The organism is Frigoribacterium sp. PhB160 (assembly GCF_003751785.1).
GTDB lineage: Bacteria > Actinomycetota > Actinomycetes > Actinomycetales > Microbacteriaceae > Frigoribacterium.
Map to the genome: position 1 here is coordinate 213007 of NZ_RKIE01000002.1, position 25854 is coordinate 238860.

General features: G+C 72.5%; 26 protein-coding genes, 1 tRNA gene and 1 riboswitch. Of the genes, 11 read left to right on the top strand and 16 right to left on the bottom strand.

All coding sequences use genetic code 11. The annotated features are described in order from the left end of the window. Positions 1-47: 47 nt before the first annotated feature. Together EDF38_RS09990 and clpS are read right to left on the bottom strand one after the other, a co-directional pair. Complete coding sequence (locus tag EDF38_RS09990; RefSeq protein ID WP_123355297.1) at positions 48-515, bottom strand: DUF2017 domain-containing protein; 468 nt, start codon at positions 513-515, stop codon at positions 48-50. Then, positions 512-814 (bottom strand): ATP-dependent Clp protease adapter ClpS, encoded by a 303-nt coding sequence (clpS, locus tag EDF38_RS09995; protein ID WP_123355298.1) that lies wholly within the window; start codon positions 812-814, stop codon positions 512-514. The genes EDF38_RS09990 and clpS overlap by 4 nt, the downstream gene beginning before the upstream one ends. Before the next feature lie 63 nt (positions 815-877). Continuing rightward, positions 878-963, top strand: a riboswitch (ZMP/ZTP riboswitch). A 37-nt stretch (positions 964-1000) separates the two neighbouring features. On the opposite strand from clpS, the gene glyA reads away from it, so the two are divergent. Continuing rightward, entirely contained in the window at positions 1001-2275 is a 1275-nt protein-coding gene (gene glyA, locus EDF38_RS10000; RefSeq protein ID WP_199734688.1) for a serine hydroxymethyltransferase, read from the top strand. A 95-nt stretch (positions 2276-2370) separates the two neighbouring features. Next, positions 2371-3267, top strand: coding sequence for a bifunctional methylenetetrahydrofolate dehydrogenase/methenyltetrahydrofolate cyclohydrolase (locus EDF38_RS10005; protein ID WP_123355909.1), 897 nt, complete (start codon positions 2371-2373; stop codon positions 3265-3267). 288 nt (positions 3268-3555) lie between these two features. Here the strand turns inward: EDF38_RS10005 and galK are convergent, their stop codons facing one another. Further along, a complete protein-coding gene (gene galK, locus EDF38_RS10010; RefSeq protein WP_123355299.1) occupies positions 3556-4782 on the bottom strand; it encodes a galactokinase in 1227 nt (408 codons plus the stop codon). Further along, positions 4779-5882, bottom strand: a complete 1104-nt coding sequence (gene galT, locus EDF38_RS10015; protein WP_123355300.1) for a galactose-1-phosphate uridylyltransferase — start codon at positions 5880-5882, stop codon at positions 4779-4781. The genes galK and galT overlap by 4 nt, the downstream gene beginning before the upstream one ends. A gap of 89 nt (positions 5883-5971) precedes the next feature. Here galT and EDF38_RS10020 point away from each other — a divergent pair, with 89 nt between their 5' ends. Together EDF38_RS10020 and EDF38_RS10025 are read left to right on the top strand one after the other, a co-directional pair. After that, positions 5972-6808: a DeoR/GlpR family DNA-binding transcription regulator gene (locus tag EDF38_RS10020; protein ID WP_233572383.1), complete on the top strand. Its 837-nt coding sequence runs from the start codon at positions 5972-5974 to the stop codon at positions 6806-6808. A 75-nt stretch (positions 6809-6883) separates the two neighbouring features. Beyond that, positions 6884-7828 carry an aldose 1-epimerase family protein gene (locus EDF38_RS10025; protein WP_123355301.1) on the top strand — a complete coding sequence of 315 codons (945 nt, stop codon included), beginning with the start codon at positions 6884-6886 and terminating at the stop codon, positions 7826-7828. Between the two features lie 354 nt (positions 7829-8182). Here the strand turns inward: EDF38_RS10025 and EDF38_RS10030 are convergent. Continuing rightward, positions 8183-8255: transfer RNA gene (locus EDF38_RS10030), tRNA-Lys, on the bottom strand. Between the two features lie 91 nt (positions 8256-8346). On the opposite strand from EDF38_RS10030, the gene EDF38_RS10035 reads away from it, so the two are divergent. From EDF38_RS10035 to EDF38_RS10045, 3 genes are all read left to right on the top strand, one after another. Beyond that, entirely contained in the window at positions 8347-8976 is a 630-nt protein-coding gene (locus EDF38_RS10035) for a DNA-directed RNA polymerase subunit beta (protein ID WP_123355302.1), read from the top strand. A gap of 717 nt (positions 8977-9693) precedes the next feature. Continuing rightward, positions 9694-10290: a sigma-70 family RNA polymerase sigma factor gene (locus tag EDF38_RS10040; protein ID WP_123355303.1), complete on the top strand. Its 597-nt coding sequence runs from the start codon at positions 9694-9696 to the stop codon at positions 10288-10290. Then, the gene (locus tag EDF38_RS10045) at positions 10287-11168 is read left to right on the top strand and encodes an anti-sigma factor domain-containing protein (RefSeq protein ID WP_123355304.1); all 882 of its coding nucleotides are present in this window, start codon (positions 10287-10289) and stop codon (positions 11166-11168) included. The genes EDF38_RS10040 and EDF38_RS10045 overlap by 4 nt, the downstream gene beginning before the upstream one ends. An 89-nt stretch (positions 11169-11257) precedes the next feature. On the opposite strand, the gene pstB is transcribed toward EDF38_RS10045, so the two are convergent. The 10 genes from pstB to EDF38_RS15905 form a co-directional block, all read right to left on the bottom strand. Further along, complete coding sequence (gene pstB, locus EDF38_RS10050) at positions 11258-12037, bottom strand: phosphate ABC transporter ATP-binding protein PstB (protein ID WP_123355305.1); 780 nt, start codon at positions 12035-12037, stop codon at positions 11258-11260. 33 nt (positions 12038-12070) lie between these two features. Then, positions 12071-13168 (bottom strand): phosphate ABC transporter permease PstA, encoded by a 1098-nt coding sequence (pstA, locus tag EDF38_RS10055; protein ID WP_123355306.1) that lies wholly within the window; start codon positions 13166-13168, stop codon positions 12071-12073. Continuing rightward, entirely contained in the window at positions 13168-14133 is a 966-nt protein-coding gene (gene pstC / locus EDF38_RS10060) for a phosphate ABC transporter permease subunit PstC (protein WP_123355307.1), read from the bottom strand. The genes pstA and pstC overlap by 1 nt, the downstream gene beginning before the upstream one ends. A gap of 117 nt (positions 14134-14250) precedes the next feature. Further along, positions 14251-15345 (bottom strand): phosphate ABC transporter substrate-binding protein PstS, encoded by a 1095-nt coding sequence (locus tag EDF38_RS10065; RefSeq protein ID WP_233572384.1) that lies wholly within the window; start codon positions 15343-15345, stop codon positions 14251-14253. Between the two features lie 234 nt (positions 15346-15579). Then, the gene (locus tag EDF38_RS10070; RefSeq protein WP_123355308.1) at positions 15580-16521 is read right to left on the bottom strand and encodes an NUDIX domain-containing protein; all 942 of its coding nucleotides are present in this window, start codon (positions 16519-16521) and stop codon (positions 15580-15582) included. Further along, positions 16518-18686, bottom strand: a complete 2169-nt coding sequence (locus EDF38_RS10075; RefSeq protein WP_123355309.1) for an RNA degradosome polyphosphate kinase — start codon at positions 18684-18686, stop codon at positions 16518-16520. The genes EDF38_RS10070 and EDF38_RS10075 overlap by 4 nt, the downstream gene beginning before the upstream one ends. 89 nt (positions 18687-18775) lie before the next feature. Further along, the gene (locus EDF38_RS10080) at positions 18776-19432 is read right to left on the bottom strand and encodes a DUF418 domain-containing protein (protein WP_123355310.1); all 657 of its coding nucleotides are present in this window, start codon (positions 19430-19432) and stop codon (positions 18776-18778) included. A gap of 25 nt (positions 19433-19457) precedes the next feature. Continuing rightward, a complete protein-coding gene (locus EDF38_RS10085) occupies positions 19458-19676 on the bottom strand; it encodes a hypothetical protein (protein WP_123355311.1) in 219 nt (72 codons plus the stop codon). A gap of 168 nt (positions 19677-19844) precedes the next feature. Then, positions 19845-20681, bottom strand: a complete 837-nt coding sequence (gene mshD / locus EDF38_RS15900; RefSeq protein ID WP_158613351.1) for a mycothiol synthase — start codon at positions 20679-20681, stop codon at positions 19845-19847. Next, on the bottom strand, positions 20678-21361 hold the full coding sequence (locus EDF38_RS15905) for a winged helix-turn-helix domain-containing protein (protein WP_199734690.1): 684 nt from the start codon (positions 21359-21361) through the stop codon (positions 20678-20680). Before EDF38_RS15905 ends, mshD begins: the two co-directional genes overlap by 4 nt. A 98-nt stretch (positions 21362-21459) precedes the next feature. On the opposite strand from EDF38_RS15905, the gene EDF38_RS10095 reads away from it, so the two are divergent. From EDF38_RS10095 to EDF38_RS10110, 4 genes are all read left to right on the top strand, one after another. Continuing rightward, positions 21460-21753 (top strand): hypothetical protein, encoded by a 294-nt coding sequence (locus EDF38_RS10095; protein ID WP_123355312.1) that lies wholly within the window; start codon positions 21460-21462, stop codon positions 21751-21753. A 267-nt stretch (positions 21754-22020) separates the two neighbouring features. Continuing rightward, positions 22021-22656: an FABP family protein gene (locus EDF38_RS10100; RefSeq protein ID WP_123355313.1), complete on the top strand. Its 636-nt coding sequence runs from the start codon at positions 22021-22023 to the stop codon at positions 22654-22656. Beyond that, positions 22649-23845, top strand: coding sequence for a folate-binding protein YgfZ (locus tag EDF38_RS10105; protein ID WP_123355314.1), 1197 nt, complete (start codon positions 22649-22651; stop codon positions 23843-23845). The genes EDF38_RS10100 and EDF38_RS10105 overlap by 8 nt, the downstream gene beginning before the upstream one ends. Positions 23846-23851: 6 nt before the next feature. Beyond that, entirely contained in the window at positions 23852-24964 is a 1113-nt protein-coding gene (locus tag EDF38_RS10110; RefSeq protein ID WP_148061485.1) for an aromatic acid exporter family protein, read from the top strand. A gap of 85 nt (positions 24965-25049) precedes the next feature. On the opposite strand, the gene EDF38_RS10115 is transcribed toward EDF38_RS10110, so the two are convergent. Continuing rightward, entirely contained in the window at positions 25050-25826 is a 777-nt protein-coding gene (locus EDF38_RS10115; protein ID WP_123355316.1) for a class I SAM-dependent methyltransferase, read from the bottom strand. Between the last annotated feature and the right edge of the window lie 28 nt (positions 25827-25854).

Here is a 25854-nt window from a genome sequence, read left to right on the forward strand (position 1 = left end):
TCGACGTCGGCCCCGACGCGCTCGCCGTCGGACGGCGTCCGCCCCGCTCAGCGGAGCGACCGCACCAGGCTCTCCTGCACGTACCCGAGCCAGTCGTAGACGTCCTGCAGCACGAGCACCTGCGGGTCGTCGCCCGGCGGGAAGCCCTCCGCGGTGACCCCGAGCCGGGCCCCGATCGTGAGCCGCAGGTCGGTGAGCGTCCGCAGCCACGACTGCTGGGCGGCGTCGTCGAGCACGGGCTCCTCACCCGCGGCCGGGTCGAGCGCGGCGAGCACGAGGCGCGCGTTGTGCAGCTTCCGCTCGACGAGGTCGTCCGAGGTGAACCGGCGGAACTCCGCCGCCGCCTCGGCGTCGTCCGCGTACCCGGTCGGCAGGAGGCGCGCCACGGCCGGGTCGTCCTGGTCGCCGCCCGAGACCACGGCCACGAGCTGCTCGACGAGGTCGCGCAGCACGGCGCGCTCGTGCCCGGGGAGCGTCAGGCGGAGCCCCTCCCGGCGCCGGCGGAACGGCGTCACTCGTCGGCCTTCGCGACGGTCGCCCAGAGCCCGTAGTCGTGCATCGCCACCACGTGCCGCTCCATCTCCTCGCGCGAGCCGGTCGCCACGACGGCCTTGCCGCCCGTGTGCACCTGCATCATCAGCCGCTCGGCCTCCCGCACGCCGAAGCCGAAGTAGCTGCGGAAGACGTACGACACGTACGACATCAGGTTGACGGGATCGTCCCAGACGAGCGTCACCCAGGGGACGTCCGAGGCCGTCAGGAGGCGCGGGTCGGCCCCGGTCTCGACACGGGTCTCCTCGAGGGTCGACGTCATCCGCCCAGCGTGCCACGTCGCGAGGGGCAGGGGCTGCCGCACCGCGCCTCCTCGGCGTTATGCTGTCCGAGTCGCGACTGGCGTTCGGATGGTTGACCATCGGGGAGCGACTGACACACGGTTGGTGGCCGTACGCCTGGGCCACGACACCAGACCTCGTCCGACACGTGTGCCAAGGAGACCCCTGTGACCAGCCAGAAACTGCCCTCGTCCTTCAACGAGCCCCTCTCGGTCGTCGACCCCGAGATCGCCGCCGTCCTCGAGCAGGAGCTCGGCCGGCAGCGCGACTACCTCGAGATGATCGCGTCCGAGAACTTCGTGCCCCGCGCCGTGCTCGAGTCGCAGGGCTCGGTGCTCACCAACAAGTACGCCGAGGGCTACCCGGGACGTCGCTACTACGGCGGCTGCGAGTTCGTCGACGTCGCCGAGAACCTCGCGATCAGCCGGGCCAAGTCGCTGTTCGGCGCCGACTTCGCCAACGTGCAGCCGCACTCGGGCGCGCAGGCCAACGCCGCCGTCCTCGCGGCGATCGCCGACATCGGCGACACCATCCTCGGCCTCGAGCTGGCGCACGGCGGCCACCTGACCCACGGGATGAAGCTCAACTTCTCCGGCAAGATGTACAAGGCCGTGGCCTACGAGGTCGACCCCGAGACCTACCTGATCGACATGGAGACCGTTCGTCGCCAGGCGCTCGAGCACAAGCCCAAGGTGATCATCGCCGGCTGGTCGGCCTACCCGCGCCAGCTCGACTTCGCGGCGTTCCGCGCGATCGCCGACGAGGTCGGCGCGTACCTCTGGGTCGACATGGCGCACTTCGCCGGCCTCGTCGCCGCCGGGCTGCACCCGTCGCCGCTGCCGCACGCGCACGTCGTCTCGTCGACGGTGCACAAGACGCTCGCCGGGCCGCGCTCGGGCGTGATCCTCTCGAACCACGAGCCGCTCTTCAAGAAGCTCAACTCGGCCGTCTTCCCGGGTCAGCAGGGCGGGCCGCTCATGCACGTCATCGCCGCCAAGGCGACGGCTTTCAAGCTCGCGGCCGAGCCCGAGTTCAAGGATCGCCAGGAGCGCACCATCCGCGGCGCCCAGCTGCTCGCGGCCCGCCTCACGGCGCCCGACGCGAAAGCCGCCGGCATCGACGTCCTCACCGGGGGCACCGACGTGCACCTCGTGCTCGTCGACCTGCGGGCCAGCGAGGTCGACGGCAAGCAGGCCGAAGACCTGCTGCACCAGGTCGGCATCACGGTCAACCGCAACTCCGTCCCGTGGGACCCTCGCCCGCCGATGGTCACCTCGGGCGTCCGCATCGGCACCCCGGCGCTCGCCACGCGCGGCTTCGACGACGCCGAGTTCACCGAGGTGGCCGACATCATCGCCGCGACCCTGATGCCCGAGCCCGACGTCGCGGCGCTCGCCGCGCGGGTGAAGGTGCTCACCGACGCGTTCCCGCTCTACGCGTGAGCGACGGCGTCGGGGCCGCGGCCGGGGCTGGCGTCGAGGCCGCGGCCCCGGCTCCTGACGCCCGGCCCGTGTCGGTCGACGAGCGCGGTCGGCGGCTGACGGCGGGGGAGGGCAGCGCCGTCGTCATCGACGGCACGGCGCTCGCCGCCACCGTGAAGGCCGACCTCCGGGTGCGCGTCGACGCGCTGCGGTCGAAGGGAGTCGTGCCCGGCCTCGGGACGATCCTGGTCGGCGAGAACCCGGGATCGCTCTCGTACGTCGCGGGCAAGCACCGCGACTGCGCCGAGGTCGGCATCGAGTCGATCCGCCTCGACCTGCCGGGCACCGCGAGCGAGGCCGACATCCGCGCCGCGATCACGACGATGAACGACGACCCGGCCGTGACGGCGTTCATCATCCAGCTGCCGCTGCCCGAGGGCATTGACCCGACGACCATGCTCGAGCTGATGGACCCGGCCAAGGACGCCGACGGCCTCCACCCCGTCAACCTCGGCGAGCTCGTGCTGGCCGTGCCCGGCGGCAAGGGCTCGATCGACACGCCTCTGCCCTGCACGCCGCGCGGGATCGTCGAGATGCTCCGCGCCTACGACGTGCCGATCGCCGGTCGCCACGTGACGATCATCGGCCAGGGGCTGACGGTCGGCAGGCCGCTCGGCCTGCTGCTGACGCGCCTCGAGGCGACGGCCACGTTGACGCACTCGCGGACGGTCGACGTGGCCGCCGAGGTGCGTCGGGCCGACATCGTCGTCGCGGCCGCCGGGGTCGCCGGACTCGTGCAGGCCGACTGGGTCGCGCCCGGGGCGACGGTGATCGACGTCGGCATCACGCGCGTGCTGAACGAGGAGACCGGCAAGTACCGCCTCCGCGGCGACGTCGACCCCGCGGTCGCGCACGTCGCCGGTGCCCTCTCGCCCGTGCCCGGGGGAGTCGGCCCGATGACCCGCGCCATGCTCCTCAAGAACGTGGTCGAGGCCGCCGAGCGCGACGCGTAGCGCCTGCCTGCCTGCCGGTTCAGCGTCACGTCCTGCGCATCGCGTCGCATTCTGTCGCGACGCGATGCGCGGAACGTGACGCGACGGCGCCGCCCGCCCGACCCCGCCCGTGTCTCGTCCCGTCGAGCGAGCCTCTGCAGCGAGACGCTTCCCCGCGGCGCTCCGGGACGCACGAGACCCGCCCGCCCCGGAGGGCGAGCGGGTCCAGGTCGATCGGCCACGGCCGACAGGTCGTGCCCGGCCGGCCGGGCCGCCCGCGCCTGACGCGCGGCGGGCCGGCCCGCAGGCTCACCCGTCGCGGCGAGCACCCTCCGCGGCGTGCACCGTGAACACGGTGGGAGCGGTGTAGCCGGCCTCGGCGAACGCCGTCGTGACGGCCTCGGCCACGGCCTCGCGGTCGGCGGAGCGCACGAGCGCGATCGCCGAGCCGCCGAAGCCGCCGCCGGTCATGCGCGCGCCGAGGGCGCCGGCCCGCTGGGCCGTCTCGACGGCGAGGTCGAGCTCGGGCACCGAGATCTCGAAGTCGTCCCGCATCGACACGTGCGAGGCGTCGAGCAGGGCGCCGATCGCCGTCGGCCCCTCCGTGCGGAGCGCCTTCACCGTGTCGAGCACGCGCTGGTTCTCGGTGACCACGTGTCGCACGCGACGGTAGGTCTCGTCGTCGAGCAGCTCGGCGGCGCGGGGCAGGTCGTCAGCGTCGAGGTCGCGCAGCGACGAGACGCCCATGGCCTCGGCGCCGCGTTCGCACGAGGCGCGCCGGTCGACGTAGCCGCCGGTGGCGTGGGCGTGCTCGACGTGCGTGTCGACGACGAGCACCTCGAGGTCGCTGGCGCCGAAGCCGAGGTCGACGACCTCCGAGTCGAGGCTGCGGCAGTCGAGGAACACGGCCGAGTCGGCCCGGCCGAGCAGCGACGCCGACTGGTCCATGATGCCGGTCGGCGCGCCGACGGCCTCGTTCTCGGACAGCTGGCCGACGGCGGCCAGGGTCTCACGCCCGAGGTCGAGCGACCAGAGCTCGGTCATGGCGACGGCCGCGGAGCACTCCAGGGCGGCCGACGACGACAGGCCCGCGCCGACCGGCACCTCCGACTCGACGAACACGTCGAGGCCGGGGACGGCCGACAGGTCGATCGTCGACAGGTCGCCGCCCGCGGCGGCGAACGACGGTGTCGTCGCGCGCTCGGGCGCCGTCTGCAGCGCCCAGGCGATGCCGAACACGTAGGCGGGCCACCCGGTCATCGACGCGGGGTCGAGGGCGTCGAGCGAGATCTCGTTCACGCCCTCCTCGAAGGTGCTGGCGACGCGCAGCAGGCGGTCGTCGCGCACGCCGACCGTCACGGTGGCGCGGCGGTCGATCGCGAAGGGCAGCACGAAGCCGTCGTTGTAGTCGGTGTGCTCGCCGATGAGGTTGACACGACCGGGCGCCGACCAGCGGCCCGTGACGGGGGTGTCGAAGACGGAGGCGTAGCCGGTGGCGGAGGCTGCGCCTCCGGCGGTGTCGGGGGTGGTGGTCATGAGCGCTCGATCGCCTCTCTCAGTCGGTCGGCCTGGGCCTCGGGCACGAGGTCGCCCACCCAGGCTCCCATCGCGGCCTCGGAGCCGGCCAGGTACTTCAGCTTCGTCTCGGCACGTCGCGGCGACGTGATCTGCAGCATGAGCCGCACGGTGTCGCGCCCGACCGCCACGGGGGCCTGGTGCCAGGCGCCGATGTAGGGCGTCTCGTCGCCGTACAGGGCGTCGACCCCCCGCAGGAGGCGCTGGTACATGACCGCGAGCTCGTCGCGTTCGTCGCTCGTCAGCCCGGCGAGGTCGGGCACGTGGCGGTGCGGCAGCAGGCGGATCTCGATCGGCCAGCGGGCCGCGAAGGGCACGAAGGCCGTGAAGTGCTCGCCGGCGAGCAGCACGCGGGGGCCGTTGCGCTCGCGCTCGAGCAGGTCGGCGAAGAGCGTCGGCCCGTAGGCGTCGATGCTGCGCAGGAGCGCGCTCGTGCGCGGCGTGACGTAGGGGTACGAGTAGATCTGGCCGTGCGGGTGGTGCAGGGTCACGCCGATGGCCTGCCCGCGGTTCTCGAACGGGAAGACCTGCTGCACGCCCGGCAGCGCCGAGAGCGCCTCGGTGCGGTGGGCCCAGGCCTCGACCACGGTGCGGGCACGCGAGGGGCTGAGGGTCGCGAACGATCCGAGCGTCTCGGGGCTGAAGCAGACGACCTCGCACCGGCCGACGCTGCGGAGGGTGCGCTCGAGGCCGACGGCGGCGAGGTCGTCGAGCCCGGCCGGCGCGTCGTCGGCCTCGAGGGCGGGGCCGAACGACGGCGACCGGTTCTCGAAGACGGCGACGTCGTAGAGGTCGGGGATCTCGGACGGGTTCGTCTCCGAGGCCGGGGCCAGCGGGTCGAGCTCGGCCGGGGGCAGGAAGACGCGGTTCTGCCGCGACGACGCGATCGAGACCCACTCGCCCGTGAGCGGGTCCTGACGCATGGTCGCCGTCGTCGGCCGCGGGTCGAGCGTGCGCGCGTCGGCGCGTCTCTCGTCGCCCAGGGTCGTGTCGGCGTCGTCGAAGTAGATGAGCTCGCGGCCGTCGGCGAGCGTCGTCGGGCGGACGGCGATGGGCGCCATGGTGCCTCCTCGGTCGTGCCCCCGCCTGCCTGCGACGTGGTCGCCGCCTGCATTTGCGAAAGCAGGTGAAAGCATACGAAACTGACGGGGTGGACCACAACTCCGACCGCGACGCCCCCGTGCCGCTCCCGGGCGAGCGCCGCCGAGACCGCATCGCCGACCTCGTCGGCCGCCGCGGCTTCGTGCGCACCGCCGAGCTGGCGCGCGAGTTCCGCCTGTCCGAGGTGACGATCCGCACCGACCTCGAGAGCCTGGCCGCCGACGGGCTCCTCTCGCGGGTTCACGGCGGCGCCCTGTCCGTCGGCCGTCCCGTCGAGCGCCCCTTCGAGGAAGAGAGCGCGGTCGGCATCGACGCCAAGCGTGTGATCGGCGTCTTCGCGGCGTCGCTGGTGCGGTCCGGCGACTGCGTCGTGCTCGACGTGGGCACGACGACCACCCAGATCGCGCTCGCCCTGCTCGACCGGCACGACCTCGAGGGGGTGGTCGTCGTGACGAACGGCCTCACGATCGCCCTGGCGCTCGAGCAGGCCGTGCCCCGCTTCACGGTGATCGTGTCGGGCGGCACCCTCCGGCCGCTGCAGCACTCGCTCGTGAACCCGCTCGCGACGACCGTCTTCTCGGCCGTCACGGCCGACATCGCGTTCGTCGGCGGCACGGGCGTCGACGTCGCCCACGGCGTGACGAACGTCAACCTGCCCGAGACCGACGTCAAGCGGCTGATGACCTCGACCGCCCGCCGCTCCTACGTCGTCGCCGACGGGAGCAAACTGATGGAGGCGCACCTCGGCGTCATCGCCCCCCTCGACTCGTTCGAGGGGCTGATCACCGCCGGGGCCGACGCAGCACACGTCGCCGAGCTCCGGGCGGCGGGCCTCTCGGTGACCGAGGCCGACCTCGAGGTCGGCACCGCGCCTCCGGCGGGCTGACCCGCCCCGACGACCCGCACCGCCCGCACGGCAGCACGCACGAGCACCACCACCGACGCAGCGAGGAGAGCGACCATGACGAACCCACCCACGGGCGAGCAGCACGAGCTTCGGCTGGAGGCCGACGGGCACGTCGTCACCGGCACGGTGACGCAGGTCGCAGCGGGCATCCGTGCCCTCGCGGTCGACGGCCACGCGCTGACCGAGACCTTCGACCTCGACGAGCAGCCGCCGTCGGCGTGCGGCATCACGCTCTTCCCGTGGCCGAACCGGGTCGACGGCGGACGGTGGACCCTCGACGGCGAGGCGATGCAGCTCGACCTCACCGAGCCGTCGAAGGGCAACGCGAGCCACGGCCTGCTGCGGTACACGGCGTACCGGCCCGTCGACGTCGAGCCGCACGCGGTCACCCTGGCGGCGACGGTGTACCCGCAGCACGGGTGGCCGTTCCAGCTCGACACGACCGTGCGGCACGAGCTCGTCGCCGACGGCATGGTCGTCACGCACACGGTCGAGAACGTCGGGGCGCGGCGGGCGCCCTTCGCGGTCGGGTCGCACCCCTTCCTGCGCGTGGGCGACCACGACGTCGCGACCCTCAGCGTCACGCTGCACGCCGAGACGCGCTTCGAGGTCGACGACCGGAGCATCCCGGTCGGCACCTCGCCCGTGGCGGGCACGCGCTACGACCTCTCGGGCGGGCCGCTGGTCGGCGACCTCGACCTCGACACCGCCTACCGCGACGTCGAGGCCGACGACGAGGGGGTACGGCGCACGCGCCTGACGGCGCCGGACGGCACGGCGACCGAGCTCTGGCAAGACTCGTCGTTCTCCTACGTGCAGGTCTTCACGCCGCGGAACTTCCCGCGCGACGGCGTCGAGGGCCTGGCCGTCGCGACCGAGCCGATGACCGCACCGGCCAACGCGCTGGCCACGGGGGAGGGCCTCGTGTGGCTCGAACCGGGCGAGTCGTGGTCGGCGTCGTGGGGCATCCGGCGCATCGAACGAGGCTCCGTGGGCTGACGCCGCAGGGCAGGGGCCCCTCCGCGGTGGGCAGGCCTTTGTCCGAATCGCGCAGAAATCTGCGTTTGACATCTGCGCCCCACCTGGAGGGGCTAACGTGTCAACTCGTCCGGCTGGTTACCGGGCGAAAGTCGTCGACGTTGACTGCGAGCCGCTCTTTTCCTGATCCGAACGGCGCTCTCGCACCGCCGGCGCATCGTGCCCCCGTTCCCCGCATCCGTGCGTCCGAACGGGGGCACGCCTCTTCCTGCCGTCGAGACAGGGAGGCGCGCGACGCCTCAGGGAACGTGACACGACCCGAGCCCCGACCGCCGCCGGCCGGCCCGAGAGGGAGTGGGCCCCGTCGAGAGGGAGTGGGCCCCGTGGGGCTCGAACCCACGACCCGCGGATTAAAAGTCCGATGCTCTGCCAACTGAGCTAGAGGCCCCTGGCTCCCTACGATACGGGAATCCAGCCGCTCGTGGAGACCCCCGGGCCCCCCGGGCGGAGTGTCGGCGGTCGCGCCTAAGGTGTCACCGATGCCACGAGAATTCCACCGTCCCACCCAGTTCTCCGGCGCCGAGTTCGAGGCCATCCAGGGCGGCGACGACCCGGCGACCATGAACCGGGTCGCCCACGAGTCCGCCGCCGCGTTGGTCGCGCGCGTCAAGAACGACCCGAGCCCCGAGATCCTCGACCGACTGGTCACCTTCACCGACATGCACGGCATCGACGCGGTCGCCGAGCTGTGGGCGCACGCCTCCCCGCACACGCTGCCGGGCGCCCTCTGGCGCATCTACCTCGTGCGCGCCGTCATCCGGCAGTCGCCGGCCGAGGTCACGATGCTCTTCGAGCGCGGGGTCGAGGCGTCGAGCACGATCGACCCGGTGGTCGCCGGCGCCCCCGCCCCCGCCACGCCGGAGGAGATCCTCGAGCTCGCCGACCTCATCCTCCGCGGCGTCTTCGTCGGCGACTTCGCGATCGCCCTCGAGCGCGGTGCCGCGTTCTGTCGGCTGGCCTCGGCCGGCGCGACCAGCGTCGCCGACGACCAGGACGCCGTCGGCTCCGACCGCGCCACCGAGCTCACCCGCCGGGCGCTCCGACTCTCCGAGCTCGGGGCCGACCTCGTCGCCTGTGCCGCGCTCTGGCGCGCCGACAGCCTCGACTGACGGCTCCGCCCGCCGTCCGACCCGGTCGACGCCGCCCCTGACCCCACGGGGAGGCGCGCCCTCGGTTTCGCACCCGGCGAACGCCCGGGCGAGACGACGACGAGGCCGCTAAACTCATCCGGGTCGGGCCGCAGAAACCCCGGGCTCCAAATTTAGCCGCTTCGAGCGGCCTCGCGCCGAGAGGCGTTCCTGCGGTCCGGCACCCTCTTCTTCCCGCGCCGTCCCCGGCTGCCGGAGCCGCGCCGCCCCGTGTCCCGCGACCGGTGTCCCGCGACCGGTGGCCCGCATAGGGCGACCTGCCTGGCTGCCGGTCGGTCGGTCGGCAGGCGGCGTGCTCCCACCTCCCCGTCACGTTGCGTTCTGCGTGTGGCGTCGCGACATCTCGCGACGCCACGCCCGAACCGTGACGCCACCGCACCGGCACCCGCACCCCGCCCCGCGCACCCGCACCCACCCCGTACCGTGCACGCCGAGCACGAAACCGTCGATCCGGCCAATCCGGCCCGGGCCCCGTGCCGAACCAGTCACGTGAGGGATCGAGAGATCCTCCGTCGACACCCCCGGCCCCCTACGGCCGAGTTGCGGCGGTCCGCTCCCTCCGTCCGTGCCCGGGTCTGAACGCCATCCCAGACGGTGCACGAGCGGAGGGGGCGGCCACCCCGGATCGTCGCACCGCGCGACGGACTCCCGACCGGAGAGGATCGAGGTGACTGACATATGCTGACGCTCGTGACCCGAGAAACCGAGACGCCGGAGGACGACCTCCGCGCGTCCACGCCCGACGAACTGCTGACGCGGGTCGCCCAGGGCGACCAGGTCGCCTTCGCCGAGCTCTACGACCAGACGGCACCGCGTGTGCTGGGCCTGATCAAGCGACTGCTGAAGGACCACTCCCAGTCCGAGGAGGTCACCCAGGAGGTGTTCCTCGAGATCTGGCAGACCGCCACCCGCTTCGACACCGGCCGCGGCAGCGCCTCGAGCTGGATGCTGACGATGGCCCACCGCCGGGCCGTCGACCGCATCCGCGCCTCGCAGGCCGGCCGCGACCGCGACCTGAAGATCGGGGTCCGCGACCTCGACACCGCGTACGACTCGGTCACCGAGTCGGTCGAGATCCGCATCGAGCACGAGCGGGTCGAACGGGCCCTGGGCCGCCTCACCGAGCTGCAGAGGCAGGCCGTGAAGCTGGCCTACTACGGCGGCTACAGCCACAGCGAGGTGGCCGCCATGCTCCAGGTGCCGATCGGCACCGTCAAGACGAGACTGCGCGACGGCATGATCCGCCTGCGCGACGAGATGGGGGTGGCATCGTGACCGACCACGACGAGACCACCGGCGACACCACCGAGGCGCTCTCCGGCGCCTACGTGCTGAACGCCCTCAGCGACGACGAACGACACGACTTCGAGGCTCTCCTCCGAGAGTCCGACACCCTCAGGACGGAAGTGACCGGATTGCGCGAGACCGCACTGCTGCTGGCCCACGCGGCCACACCGGTGACGCCTTCAGCAGCGCTCCGGTCCAGCATCATGGACAAGATCGCGGGCATGCCCCAGCTGCCCGCGCAGCAGGCCCCGACCCGCGTCGCCGACACCCTCACGGGCGGCGGAGCGGGCGGTGACCACGAGGTGGCCGCCCCCGGCCGCCACGCGGCGCCCGAGATGGAGCCCAGCGAGACCGAGGCGGCCGGCAGCGTGCTGCACGCCACCGGCACGGCCCGGGCCCGCTGGTTCACCCGTCCCGCCGCGATCCTGGGAGCCGCGGCCGCGGCCGCCGCGCTCTTCTTCGGCGGCGGCGCGCTCATCTCGGCCGTCAGCGGCCCGGGCCAGAGCCAGGAGGCCACCGCCTCCGCCCTCGACGAGATCTACGCAGCGAGCGACTTCCAGCGGCAGGTGACGGACGTCGCCACCGGCGGCACCGCGACGCTGGTCTGGTCGAACGACCTCAAGCGCTCCGCCGTCGTCTTCGACGGGCTCACCTCGCTGCCCGGCGACCAGACGTACGAGCTCTGGTACATCGACGGCAGCGGCGCGACCCCGGCAGGTACCTTCGACACGGCGTCCGACTCGACCGTCACGCAGGTGCTCAAGGGCGAGATGACGCCCGGCGCCACCATCGGCCTCACGGTCGAGCCGTCGGGAGGGTCCGACGCCCCGACGAGCGACCCGATCATGGCCGTGCAGAGCGCGTAGCGCGACCCGACCACCGCACGAAGGAGGCGCCCCACCAGACCGGTGGGGCGCCTCCTTCGTCGTGTGGTCGCCTCGCGACGCCGCGGGGATCAGCCGAAGCGGCCCGACACGTAGTCCTCGGTGGCCTGGACGCTCGGCTTCGAGAACATCGTCGCGGTGTCGTCGTACTCGATGAGCTTGCCGGGCTTGCCGGTGCCGGCGATGTTGAAGAAGGCCGTCTTGTCGCTGACGCGGCTGGCCTGCTGCATGTTGTGGGTCACGATGACGATCGTGTACTGCTGCTTGAGCTCCTCGATGAGGTCCTCGATGGCGAGCGTCGAGATCGGGTCGAGGGCCGAGCAGGGCTCGTCCATCAGCACGACGTCGGGGCTGACCGCGATCGCGCGGGCGATGCAGAGGCGCTGCTGCTGGCCGCCGGAGAGGCCTGAGCCGGGCTTGTCGAGGCGGTCCTTGACCTCGTTCCAGAGGTTGGCGCCCTGCAGCGAGCTCTCGACGAGGGAGTCCTGGTCGCCCTTCGACATGCGCCGGTTGTTGAGCTTGACGCCGGCGAGCACGTTGTCGCGGATGCTCATCGTCGGGAACGGGTTCGGGCGCTGGAAGACCATCCCGACCTGGCGGCGGACGAGCACGGGGTCGACGCCCGACGCGTAGAGGTCGTTGCCGTCGACGAGCACCTCGCCCTCGACGTAGGCGCCCGGGATGACCTCGTGCATGCGGTTCAGGGTGCGGAGGAAGGTCGACTTGCCACAGCCGGACGGGCCGATGAAGGCCGTCACGGTGCGGGGCTCGATGGTGATGTTGACGTCCTCGACGGCCTTGAACTTGCCGTAGTAGACGTTCAGGTCGTTGACTTCGATGCGCTTGGACATGCTCAGTTCCTCAGGGGGTCGGGGCGGTGGCCGTCAGCGGCCGAGCTTGGGGGCGAAGGCGCGCGCGATGAAGCGGGCGACCAGGTTGAGCGCCATGACGATCAGGATGAGCGTCAGGGCCGAGGTCCACGCGCGGTCGAGGTAGGCGGCGGCGTCCGTGCCCTGGCTCACGTACGAGCTGTAGGCGAAGACGGGCAGCGACTGCATGCGGCCGTCGAAGAGGTCGTAGTTCATGCTCGCCGTGAAGCCGGCGGTGATGAGCAGCGGGGCCGTCTCGCCGATGACGCGGGCGACGGCGAGCATGACGCCCGTCGTGATGCCGGCGATCGACGTGGGCAGCACGACCTTGACGATCGTGAGCCACTTCGGCACGCCGAGGGCGTAGGCGGCCTCGCGCAGCTCGTTCGGCACGAGCTTGAGCATCTCCTCGGTGCTGCGCACGACGACCGGGATCATCAGCACGGCCAGGGCGACCGAGCCGGCGGCGCCCATGCGGACGCCTTCGCCGAAGAAGATCACGAAGAGCGCGTAGGCGAACAGGCCGGCGACGATGGAGGGGATGCCCGTCATGACGTCGACGAAGAAGGTGATCGCGCGGGCCAGGCGGCCGCGGCCGTACTCGACGAGGTAGATGGCCGTGAGCAGCCCGATCGGCACCGAGATGACGGCGGCGAGGGCCGTGATCAGCAGCGTGCCGGTGAGGGCGTGGAGGCCGCCGCCGCCCGCGCCGACGACGTTGCGCATCGACATCGAGAAGAAGTTGCCGTCGAAGCGCGCGGCGCCGGAGCTCACGACCGTGACGAGCACCGAGACGAGCGGCACGAGCGCGATGATGAAGGCCGCCGTGACCGCGGTCGTGACGACGCGGTCCTTCGCGCGGCGGATGCCCTCGACCTGGAAGGCGATGACGAAGACGAGCACCGCGTACAGGACGGTGCCGAGGATGATCGCGGGCACCCAGGTGAAGCCGTCCGTGACCTCGGCGGCGGCCAGCAGGGCGAAGACGACGCCCATGACGACCCAGCTGCCGAGCAGGATGACGAACGGGGCGGCCTTCGGCAGCCGGCCGGTCGTGAGGGTGTTGACGGTGCGCGACGCGGCGCGCGGGCGGGTCGCCGTGGTGGTGGCCATCAGTTCGCTCCGGAGAAGGCCTTGCGGCGGTTGATGACGAGGCGGGCGATCGAGTTGACGATCAGCGTGATGACGAAGAGCACGAGGCCCGTCGCGATGAGGGTGTTGATGCCGATGTCGTGCGCCTCGGGGAAGCGCAGGGCGATGTTCGCGGCGATCGTCGACGAGTTCGTCGAGGTGAGGATGGCCGGGTTGATGACGAGGGCCGGCGAGAGCACCAGCGCCACGGCCATCGTCTCGCCGAGGGCACGGCCCAGGCCGAGCATCGAGGCCGAGATGATGCCGGGGCGGCCGAAGGGCAGCACGGCGATCTGGATCATCTCCCAGCGCGTGGCGCCGAGGGCCAGGGCGGCCTCCTCGTGGAGCGTCGGCGTCTGGAGGAAGACCTCGCGGCTGAGGGCCGTGATGATCGGCAGGATCATCACCGCCAGCACGATCGAGGCGGTGAGCAGCGTGCGCCCGGTGCCCGAGACGGGTCCGGAGAAGAGCGGGAACCAGCCGAAGTTGTCGACCAGGAACGAGTAGAACGGCTGGATCGCGGGGGCGAGGACGATGCCGCCCCAGAGCCCGAAGACGACCGACGGCACGGCGGCCAGCAGGTCGATGACGTAGCCGAGGCCCTGCGCGAGCTTGCGCGGGGCGTAGTGCGAGATGAAGAGCGCGATGCCGATGGCCACGGGGAGGGCCATGAGCAGGGCGAGCGCCGCGGCGTAGACCGTGCCGAACGCGAGCGGGCCGACGTAGGCCCAGAACGAGTCGGGGAAGCCGGAGAGGCTGATGTCGGCCGGGTCGGCGACGATGGCGGCGACGCTCTGGACGACGAGGAAGATCGCGACCGCCGCGAGGATGGCGAGGATCAGGCCTCCCGCGGCGACGGTGCTGCCCGAGAAGATCCGGTCGGCGGGGCGGCTCTTCGCGCGGAGCGCGGGCGGTGCCTTCACCTCGGTGGTGGCGGGGGCGGTCATCGGACGAGGTCCTCCGGGTGCTCGGTGTTCGGGTGTCGATCGGGTGGTCCGACCGTGTCAGGCCGATGGCCCGGGAACGCAGTGGATGCGCTCCCGGGCCCTCGGGGTGGTGCCGTGCTACTTGATGAGCTCGATGGCCGAGGCGACCTGCTCGCTCAGCGAGCTCGAGATGGGAGCCGAGCCCGCGGCGTCGGCCGCGACCTTCTGGCCCTCCTCGCTGGTGACGTACGAGAGGTACGACTTGACGAGCTCGCCCTGGGTGGCGTCCTCGTACGACTCGCAGGCGATCAGGTAGCTGACCAGGACGATCGGGTAGACGCCGTCGGCGTCGGAGGTGCGGTCGAGGGCGATCGCGATGTCGCCGTCGGTGCGGCCCTCCTCCTCGGGCGACTCGTCGACGATGGCGGCGGCCGCGTCGGCCGAGTAGCCGACGAACTCGTCGCCGACCTTGACCTTGGCGACGCCGAGGTCACCGGCGCGCGAGGCGTCGGCGTAGCCGATGGTGCCGGTGCCGTTGGTGACGGCGTCGATCATGCCGGAGGTCTGGTTCGCGCCCTCGCCGGACTCGAAGGGCCACACGCCGTCCGCCTCGGCGGTCCACACGTCGGGGGCCGTCTTGTTGAGGTAGTCGGTGAAGTTCTCGGTGGTGCCCGAGTCGTCAGAGCGGTGGACGGCCGTGATGGCCGTGCTGGGCAGGTCGGCGTCGGGGTTGTCGGCCTTGATCTCGGGGGCGTCCCACGAGGTGATCGAGCCGCTGAAGATGCCGGCGAGCACGGCGGGCGAGAGGTTGAGCTCGTCGACGCCGTCGAGGTTGAAGACCACCGCGATGGGGGAGATGTAGGCGGGCAGCTCGACGATGCCGGTGTCGGGCGTGCAGCCCGCGAAGGTGCTCGACGAGATCTCGTCGGTCGTGAACGCGCGGTCGGAGGCGGCGAAGTCGGCCGCTCCCGAGATGAAGCTCTCGCGGCCGCCGCCCGAGCCCTGGGGGTCGTAGTTGACGGTGACGCCCTCGTTGATCGTCTGGTAGCCGGCGGTCCAGGCCTCCTGGGCCGACTGCTGCGACGAGGCGCCGATGCCCGCGATCGTCCCGGAGAGGTCGGACGAGCCCTCGGAAGCCGTGCCGGAGCCGCCTTCGTTGGATGCGCAGGACGCGAGGAGCATGGTGCCGACCGCGGCGATCGCGAAGATGCTGCCGGTGCGCTTGAAGTTCACAGAGGTTCCTTTTCGGGAGTGTGGTGGCTGTGTGCAGGGGCCGGTGCAGGCCCCTGCGTGACGCTACGTCGGGGGGTTAACCACGGTCGTCTGCCTCGGTGAACGGGAGGTGAACGAGCGGGGAACATCGGCCGGCGCAGCGGCCCGGCGGCGGGCCCCCGGGGTACGTGCCGGACGCACGCGGGCCCCCGTGCCGCGTTGCGGCGACGGGGGCCCGGACGGGCATGGGCGATGTCAGCCGACCGGCCCGTGCGTCTCGACGGCGACCAGGCTGAGGTCGTCGACGGCCAGGTGCAGCACCGTGTACTCGGACGGCCCCAACGAGGAGGCGCGACGCAGGTCGAGCCGGTGCCCGCCCTTCGCTCCCGTGGCGATCTGTCGGATCAGCTCGGGCAGCACGGGGCCGTGGGTGCAGAACACCGCCGACACCCGCTTCTTGAGGCGCTTCGCCACGACGGCGGGCACGTCGTCGTCGTGGCGCTCGAAGGCGTCCTGGCTCAGCGCGTCGGTCTGCTTCACGCCGACGTGGGTGAGGGCGGAGAGGGGCTCGAGGGTGGCGAGGCACCGCGCGGCGGTGCTGCTCACGATGCGACGCGGCGCCCAGGCGGCGACGGCGGGGGCGATCGCCTTCGCCTGCTTGCGGCCCTGGGGCAGCAGCGGGCGCGTGGCGTCGGAGCCGCTCCAGTCGTGCGGCGAGATCGTCTTCGCGTGCCGCAGCGCCACGAGCGCGAAGGTGCGGTCGGCGCCGCGCGCGACGCGGTCGGCGAAGCGGTCGAGCACCTCGGCGTCACGTTCGTAGGTGAGCTTCGCGCGGGCGTCGGCGAGCCCGACCCACTCGATGGCGCCGACCTCGCTGTTGGGCGTGAAGCTGCCCGCCGCCTCGAACTCGGCGTCGGTGACCTCGGCGGCCCAGTAGTGCACGACCTTGTCGCGGCCGCCGGGCATGACGTACTCCGCCGTCCCGAGCGGCGCCCCGAGGGCGACGCGGTAGCCCGTCTCCTCGTGGATCTCGCGTACGGCCGTCTGCGGCGTCGACTCGCCGGGGTCGACCTTGCCCTTCGGCAGCGAGACGTCGCCGTGGTGGTCGCGGTGGATGAGCAGCACGCGGACGCCGGCGCCCACGCGGCGGAAGCACACGGCCCCGGCCGCGACGACGGTGGTGGAGGCCGCCGTCACCGGCTGCTCTTCTTGCGCTGGGTGATCTGCTTCATGAGGGCGTTCTGCAGGTCGACGAGCGGGGCGTCCGACTCGTCGCGGGCGTGACGGGTCCAGCTGCCGTCGGCGCTGAGCCACCAGGAGGCGGTCTCGTCGGACATCGCCTTGTCGAAGAGCGAGGCGATCTCGTCGAGGTGGTCGGGCTGGGTGAGGCGCACGAGCGCCTCGACCCGACGGTCGAGGTTGCGGTGCATCATGTCGGCGCTGCCGATGAACACCTGAGGGTCGCCGTCGTTCGCGAACCAGAACAGCCGCGAGTGCTCGAGGTACCGGCCGAGGATCGACCGCACGCGGATCGTCTCGCTGAGGCCGGGCTGCCCGGGCTTGATGGTGCAGATGCCGCGGACCCAGACGTCGACCGGCACGCCGGCCTGGCTCGCGCGGTAGAGCGCGTCGATGATCTGCTCGTCGACGATCGAGTTGATCTTGATCTTGATGCCGGAGGCGCGACCCGCCTGGGCGTGCTCGATCTCGTTCTGGATCTGCTTCAGCAGGCCCCGCCGCAGGTAGCGCGGCGCGACGAGCAGCCGCTTGAACTTCTTCTCGATGGCGTAGCCCGAGAGCTCGTTGAACAGCCGCGTGAGGTCCTTGCCGACCTGGTCGTCGGCGGTGAAGAGGCCCATGTCTTCGTAGATGCGGCTCGTCTTCGGGTTGTAGTTGCCCGTGCCGATGTGCGTGTAGTGCTTGAGCGTGCCCTTCTCCTGGCGGATGACCAGCGCGAGCTTGCAGTGGGTCTTCAGCCCGACGAGGCCGTAGACCACGTGCACGCCGGCCTTCTCGAGCTTGCGGGCCCAGGTGATGTTGTTCTGCTCGTCGAAGCGCGCCTTGACCTCGACGAGGGCGAGCACCTGCTTGCCCGACTCGGCGGCGTCGATGAGCGCCTCGATGATCGGGCTGTCGCCGCTGGTGCGGTAGAGCGTCTGCTTGATGGCGAGCACATTGGGGTCGGCCGCGGCCTGCTCGAGGAAGGCCTGCACGCTCGTCGCGAACGACTCGTACGGGTGGTGCACGAGGATGTCGCGGCGGGCGATGCTCGCGAACATGTCGGGCTTCATGTTCGGCTCGGTCGGCTGCAGCTGCAGCGCCGTCTGCGGCAGGTGCTTGGGGTACTTGAGGTCGGAGCGCGGCATCTTCGTGATCTCGAAGAGCCCGGCGAGGTCGAGGGGGGCCGGCAGCCGGTACACCTCCTGGTCGGTGACGTCGAGCTCGCGGACGAGCAGCTCGAGCGTGACCGGGTCCATGTCGTCGGTGATCTCGAGGCGGATCGGCGGGCCGAAGCGGCGGCGGAGCAGCTCGCGCTCGAGGGCCTGGATGAGGTTCTCCGACTCGTCCTCGTCGACCTCGACGTCCTCGTTGCGGGTGACGCGGAAGACGTGGTGCTCGACCACCTCCATGCCCGGGAAGAGGTCTTGCAGGTGGTTCGCGATGAGGTCTTCGAGGGGGATGAAGCGCACGCGGCCGCTGTCGTTGTCGGGCAGCTGGACGAATCGCGGCAGCATCTGCGGCACCTTGAGGCGCGCGAACTCTTGGCGCATCGTCTTCGGGTTGCGCACCCGGATCGACAGGTTGAGCGAGAGGCCCGAGATGTAGGGGAAGGGGTGCGCCGGGTCGACGGCCAGCGGCATGAGCACCGGGAAGATCTGCTCGGTGAAGATCTCGCGCATGCGGACCCGGTCGGCCTCTTCGAGGTCGGACCACTTCTCGACGTGGATGCCGGCGTCGTCGAGGTCGGGCTTGACGAGGTCGAGGAAGGCGCGCGCGTGGCGCTCCTGCAGGTCGTGGGCCTTCGCGTTGATGTCGGCCAGCACCTCGTTCGGGCCCCGCCCGACGTTGGTCGGCACGGCGAGGCCGGTGGCGATGCGGCGCTTGAGGCCGGCGACCCGCACCATGAAGAACTCGTCGAGGTTGCTCGCGAAGATGGCGAGGAAGTTCGCCCGCTCGAGCAGCGGCGTCGTCGGGTCTTCTGCGAGCTCGAGCACGCGCTGGTTGAACGCGAGCCAGCTCAGCTCGCGGTCGAGGTACCGCTCGGCCGGCAGGGTGCCGTCCTCGAAGCTGACGATCTCGTCGTAGTCGTCGAGGAAATCGGGGGTGACGCCGGCGCCGTCGACGCGTGGTTCGCTGTCCATCGTTACATCGTGCCCTACGCGGTGGCCCGCTGGTGTCCCCGCCGGTGAACGCCTCGTGACGGCTGCCCGTGGATGCGCCTGGGGAGGAGTCAGAGCACCCCGCCCCGCGTCGGCGCGCGCCGGCGCCAGGTCACGCTCCGCCAGGCCCACCCGACCGGACCGTGCGAGCAGCGCCGCAGCCGCAGGCGGCTGAGCAGCGACTGCGCCGCCAGCACCGCGACCGCGAGCGGCACCACCGCCTGCGAGTCGACCATCTGCCGCCACCCGACGGCCGGCACGAGGTGCGCGAAGGCCATGACGACGACGGTCGCGCCCAGGTGGTTCGTCAGGGCCATGCGGCCGAGGGGCAGCAGCACGAGCGCCGCGACGGCGTAGACCCGCAGCACGTCGCCGCCCCAGAGCAGGCCGTGCAGCACGCCGACGACGAGCAGCGACCCCAGGCGCAGCAGCAGCGGCCACCACGGCCTGACCCCGCGCCGCCGGGCGGAGTCGACGATCAGCTGCAGGCTAAGCCCGAAGACGAAGCAGAAGGTCGGCACGAAGCGGGAGTCGACCAGCAGCGGGAACACCCAGCGGTCGAGCACGCTCGCCCGCATGCCCTCGCTGCATCGCTGGCCGTCGGCGTCGATGCCGAGCAGCACCATGCTCGGCACGTCGGCGAAGAGGACGCCGGCCAGGGCGAAGCCCCGCACGACGATGGTCCCCGAGGATGACATCGCGTCGGCGACGTCGTCCTCGGGGACCACGGGTGGTGCGGTGCTGCGGCGGGAGCTACTTCTCCTCGTTCTTCAGCGCGAGGCCGAGCGCGAAGAAGGTGGGGGCCCAGTGGCCGATGAAGATGCCCCAGCGGTCGGACTGGGCCTTGTCGCTCGAGTCCTTGCCCTGCGAGGCGAGCCACGCGACGAGCGCGATGACGATGGAGGCGAAGCCGCCCCAGTAGGCGTGCTTGCTCTGCAGGCCGAGGTCGGAGAGGAACTTGACGGGGTTCATGGTGTGCTCCTTGAGAGGTGGTGAGGCTGGTCAGCATCGTCCCGGGAGGACGTGGTGCCTCAATCCACTCCCGTTCGCTGGGAGCGGGCACGGCGAACCGTGCCTGCCCTGCAGATCGGGTGACGATCTGTACCCCACGAGGAGGCGCGCCCCCGCCGTGCCGCGGAGTCAGCGCCGCAGGGCCCACCGCGCGTCGACCGCGTGGTCGGTGAAGCCGCGTGCCGCGTACAGCCGCAGCGCCGGCTCGTTGTCGCCCTCGACGTAGAGCGCCGCGACGTCGGCGCCGCGCTCGGCGAGGCGGGCGAGGCCGGCGTCGACCACCGCGCCTCCCAGGCCCTCGCCCTGGTGGTCGGGGGAGACCGCGACGGCGTAGAACTCGGCTGGTTGGTCGGCGTCGACCTTGAGCCAGCACGAGGCGACGAGGTCGTCGCCGCGCCGCAGCAGCAGCAGGTCGTCGGCGTCGAACCAGGGCTCGGCCATGCGGGCGTCGAGGTCGGCCTGCACCAGCGAGCCCTGCTCGGGGTGGTCGGCGAAGGCGCGGGCGTTGAGGTCGAGCCACGCCGCGTCGTCGGTGCCGGGCCGGAAGGCGGAGACGCGGTCGCCGTCGCGGAGGCGCGGCGTGCGGGCCTGCACCGGCGCCCGCTGCTGCAGCAGCCGCCGCGTCGCCTCGAGCCCGAACCGTGCGGCGAGCACGCGCGCCCCGGGCAGGTCGCCGTGCGACCAGAACGCCAGGGGCCCCTCGGTGTCGTCGACCACGCGCTGCACGAGGAGGGCGCCGAGGCCCTGGCGGCGATGGTCGGGGTGCACGGCGAGCTCGACCTCGGTGGTGCCGTCATCGGCGGCGCGCAGCACGGCGACGGCGTGCCGGTCGCCGACGACGCGGGCCCGGCCGGCGCGCACGTCGACGATCGCCTGGTCGTTGAACGGGGGGCTGCCGTCGGCGGCCTGCGCGGCGCGTCCGATCGACTCGACGAGCGCCGGGCCGTCGTCGCCGAGGTCGCTCACGAGCTGAGGCCCGGCGTCGTGTCGTCGTCGTAGACGTTGAAGCGGTAGCCGACGTTGCGCACGGTGCCGATCAGCGACTCGAGGTCGCCGAGCTTCGCGCGGAGGCGCCTCACGTGCACGTCGACCGTGCGGGTGCCGCCGAAGTAGTCGTAGCCCCACACCTCGCTGAGCAGCTGCTCGCGGGTGAAGACGCGCGACGGGTGGGTCGCGAAGAAGCGGAGCAGCTCGAACTCCTTGAAGGTGAGGTCGAGGGGCCGGCCGTGCACCTTGGCGGAGTAGCTGGCCTCGTCGATGACGACGCCGGAGGCGTGGATCTTCGAGCCGGCCTGCGACTGGGCCAGGCGGCCGGTCACGAGGCGGATGCGCGCGTCGACCTCGGCCGGGCCCGCAGTCTCGAGGATGACGTCGTCGACGCCCCACTCCGAGTTGACCGCGGTGAGGCCGCCCTCGGTGAGCACGAGCACGAGCGGCACGGTGACGCCGGTGGTGCGCAGGATCTTGCACAGCGACTTGGCGCTGGCGAGGTCGGCGCGGGCGTCGACGAAGATGAGGTCGGACGACGGGGCGTTCACCAGCTGTGCGGGTTCGGCGGGGATCTGCCGGGTACGGTGGCTGAGCAGGGCGAGGGCCGGGAGCACCTCGGGACCGCCCGCAGAGGTCAGGACCAACAGCTGCGCCACACGGACCTCCAGTTGATGTACTGTCCGGCAGTCTAAAACATGAGCGGCACCCACACCGACCACCCCGCGACGGGCGGTCCCGACGCGAGGACGACGCAGTGACTGCACCGGTCGACGCCAGCACCCCGACGAGCCTCGCCCGGCTCAAGCCCCTCACGATCGCGCCCGTCTGGCTGCTGACGCTCGTCGCGGCCGTCGTCATCGGCGTGGTCGCCGGCGACGACTGGGCGGGCTACCTGCCCCTGGCGCTCGCCGGGTCGATCATCGTCACCTTCGTGCTGCAGCTCGCCGCCAGCGAGAAGGACGGCCTCGTCTCGCGCACGATGCTCGCGCTCTGCGGCTCGCTCGTCATCCTCGCCGTCACGACCCTCGTCCTCGCCCTCACGCGCTGACCCCTCACGCGCTGACCCCTCACGCGCTGACCCCTCACGTTCAGACGCGTCACGCCGTCCGGCAACTCCGGCCCGACGCTCCCGACCGGCCGGGAACCGCCCCCGGCCCGCTGTCGCCGACGGGGGCTCGCAGGTAGGCTCTCCCCATGGATTCCTTGCTCGCCCTCGAGATGTTCTACATCGGGCTCCTCGGCCTCGCGTCGCTGTCGATCGCCTTCGTCTCCGTCGTCGTCCTGGTCAAGCTGTTCAAGGGACAGCGCTAGACCCGTGATCGACATCCCCACCGACCTGCCGGCCGAGATCGTCCCGCTGTCGTGGCTCCTCGGCGTGTGGGAGGGCACCGGCGTCGTCGACTACAAGATCGGCGACGGCGATCCCGACGCTCCCATCGACGGCGCGCCTCCGGCCGTCCGCCGCACCCACGAGTTCGGCCAGCGGATCAGCTTCAGCCACGACGGGCTGCCCTACCTCAACTACAGCTCGTTCACGTGGCTGCTCGACGACGAGCGCACGCCGCTGGCGAGCGAGAGCGGCTACTGGCGCCTCGAGCGTCCGGCCGAGGTCGGCGACCGCGGCCCGGGCATGCTGCCCGGCCAGGGCGTCCAGCCCTTCACGTCGGCGCAGACGGTCGAGATCCTCCGGCGTCCCGACGACGGCTTCGGCCTCGAGGTGCAGGTCGTCCACCCGACCGGCGTCAACGAGCTCTACCTCGGCCGCGTCAAGGGCCCGCGCATCGACCTGTCCACCGACGCGGTGCTCCGGTCGAGCAACGCGAAAGAGTACTCGGCGGCGACGCGCATGTACGGCCTGGTCGAGAACCACCTGCTCTGGGCGTGGGACATCGCGGCCCTCGGGCAGGAGCTCCGCACCCACGCGTCGGGTCGGCTGGCGCGCGTTGACTGACGCCCCGGTCGAGCCCGTCGCGCGGGTCGCCCCGAGCCCCTTCTCCCGCCGTCCCGGCTTCGTCGACGACGGCAGCGGCGTGGCCGGGCACTACGGCGAACCCGTGGCCGAGCAGCGGGCGCTGGCCCGGGGCGCCGCGATCGTCGACCTCTCCGACCGGGGGGTCGTCACGGTATCCGGCCCCGACCGCCTGAGCTGGCTGAACTCGCTGACGAGCCAGGCGCTCCTCGGGCTCGCGCCCGGCGCCTCCGCCGAGACCCTGCTGCTCGACGCGAACGGCCGGCTCGAGCACGCGGCCCGCGTCGTGGACGACGGCGAGACCGCCTGGCTGCTCGTCGACCGCGACGAGACCGAGCCGCTCCGCGCGTGGCTCGACCGCATGCGCTTCATGCTCCGGGTCGAGGTCGCCGACCGCACGCCCGACGTCGCGACCCTGGGCTCGCTCGCCGAGGTGCCGCTGCCCGTCGCCGTGCTGGCCCCTGCCGGCGTGCCGGTCGTCTGGCTCGACCCGTGGCACGAGGTCGCCGTCGGCGGCCACGGCTACGCCGATCCCGAGACGCACCCCGGCCGCGCCTGGACCTACCGCGAGACCCTCGTGCTGCGCAGCGACCTCGCGGCGCTGGCCGACTCCGACGTCCCGGCCGCGGGCACGCTCGCGCTCGAGGCCCTCCGCATCGAGGCCTGGCGGCCGCGGCTGTCGACCGAGGTCGACGAGCGCAGCATCCCGCACGAGCTCGACTGGCTCCGCAGCGCCGTCCACCTCGCGAAGGGCTGCTACCGCGGGCAAGAGACCGTGGCCAAGGTCCACAACATCGGGCACCCGCCGCGGCGCCTGGTGATGCTCCACCTCGACGGCTCCGACTCGGTCCTGCCGTCGCCGGGCGACCGCGTGGTGACGATGGCCGTCGCCCGCGAGGCGCTCGACGGGGCCAGCGGCGCCACCGGCGCCACCGGCCCCGGGCTCGACGACGTCGCCGCGGTCGGCCACGTGACGAGCGTCGCCGTCCACCACGAGCTCGGCCCCGTGGCCCTCGCGCTCGTCAAGCGCACCACCGACGAGACCGCGCCCCTCGCGGTGCTCTCGGCCGACACCGTCGTCGCCGCCGCCCAGCAGACGATCGTGCCGGCCTCCGCGGGCGCCGCCGCCGGGGTGCCCCGGCTGCCGCGCCTGGGGGCCGTCCGCCGCTAGGCCGAGGTGGCGACCGGCCGTGCGGGCGCGCTGCGTCGGGGGCTGAGCCGCGCCTCCGGCCGGTTCGACCCCCGGGCGGCGACGAGCCGCACGATCAGCTCGTTCCCGGCGGTCGTGCAGATCGTCGTCGCGGCGTCGGCGTCGTACGCGATCACGCACCTGGCGCTCGGCCACGCGATCCCGCTGCTGGCCGTGACGATCACCATCTCGTCGCTCGGGCTCGCCCGCGACGCCCGGCCCCGGGTCGTGCTCGAGAACGCCGTCGGCGTGCTCATCGGCATCGCTCTGAGCGAGGTGCTGCTGCTCGTGCTCGGCAAGGGCATCTGGCAGGTGGCGGTCGTGCTCGCCGTCGTGCTGACGGTCGCGCGCTTCGCGTCGCCGAGCAGCGCCTTCGTCGCGGCCGCGGCGACCCAGTCGATGCTCGTCATGCTGCTGCCCGACCCCGACGGCGGGCCGTTCGTCCGCAGCGTCGACGGCGCCGTCGGGGGAGCGGTCGCCCTCGCCGTCACGGCGATCGTGCCCCGCGACCCGATCGGGCTGGCCCGGGCCGACGCCCGACGGCTGTTCGCCGAGGTCGACGCCGCCTTCGCCGCCCTGGTCGCCGGGGTGCGCACCGACGACGTGCGCCGGGCCGACGAGGCCCTGCGCCGCCTGCGCTCGACCCAGCCCCTGCTCGACGACTGGGCGTCGACGCTCGAGTCGGCGCTGTCGATCTCGCGCCTCTCGCCGTTCCTCCGGTCGAGGCTCCCGTCGCTCCGGCAGCAGCAGCACCTCCGGCAGCAGGTCGACCTGGCCGTGCGCAACCTCCGCGTCATCGCCCGTCGCGTCGACACGTCGCTCGGCGACGGCCGCGACCGCCTGGGCCTCGCCGACCTGCTCGAGAGCACCGCCCGGGCCGTCGACGAGCTGGGCCGCTCGGTCGTCGACGTCGAGCGCGGCCCGGTCGCCCGCGACGCGCTTACGGCCGTGGCCCGTCGGCTCGACCCCGCCGTCGTCGCGCCGGGCGCCCCGGTGACCGAGGCCATCGTCGTGCTCATGCTGCGACCGCTCGTGATCGACCTGCTCATGGCCACCGGCCTCGACCACGCGGAGGCCCGGGCACGCCTCGCGGTCGTCTGACCGGGCCGCGCCGACCTCAGCCGCGTCGACCTCAGCCGCGCCCACCCCGCCGTGCCGACCCCCGCTGCGCCGGGCCGCGCCGACCTCAGTCGCGCGGCGCCACCGCCGTCCACGGCACCGTGAGCTCGCCCAGCCGCCACCGGCTCCGTCCGTGCTGCACGGGCCACCCCGCGTCGCGGAGCCCCTGCACGGTCGCCAGCCAGCGCTGCACCGGCCCGTAGACCGAGAGCGGGGCGGCCACCGCCCACTGCCGGTCGAGGTCGACGAGCAGGTCGTGCACGCGCTCGCCCGGCACGTTGCGGTGGATCAATGCCTTCGGCAGTCGCTCGGCGACGACCGACGGGACCTCGAGCGACGCGAGCCGCAGCGAGATCGTGAACGACTGCGGGCCCTCGGTCGTGACGTCGACCCAGCTCGCGACGCGTCCGACCTCGTTGCACGTCCCCTCGACGAGAACTCCGCCGGGCTGCAGGCGTGACGTCATGAGCTGCCACGACGCGGCCACCTGCGACTCGTCGTACTGCCGCAGCACGTTGAGCGCGCGGATCACGGCGGGGCGACGGCCGCCGTCGAGCGGCACCTCGAACCCCCCGAGCCGGAACGACACCCCGGGCCGCGCCGACAGCGACGCGAGCCGCACGCGCTCGGGCTCGATCTCGATGCCGACCACCTCGACGTCGGCCCGCACCCGCCGGAGGCGCTGATGCAGCTCCAGGGGAGTGGTCGCGCTCGCGCCGTAGCCGAGGTCGACGACGAGCGGGTCGTCGGCGCGGCGCAGGACCGGGTGGGCGGCGATCCACCGGTCGACGCGACGGAGGCGGTTGGTGCCGGTGGTGCCGCGGGTGACGGATCCGACGGGCATGGCCCAAGTCTCGCACCGAGGCGCAGCG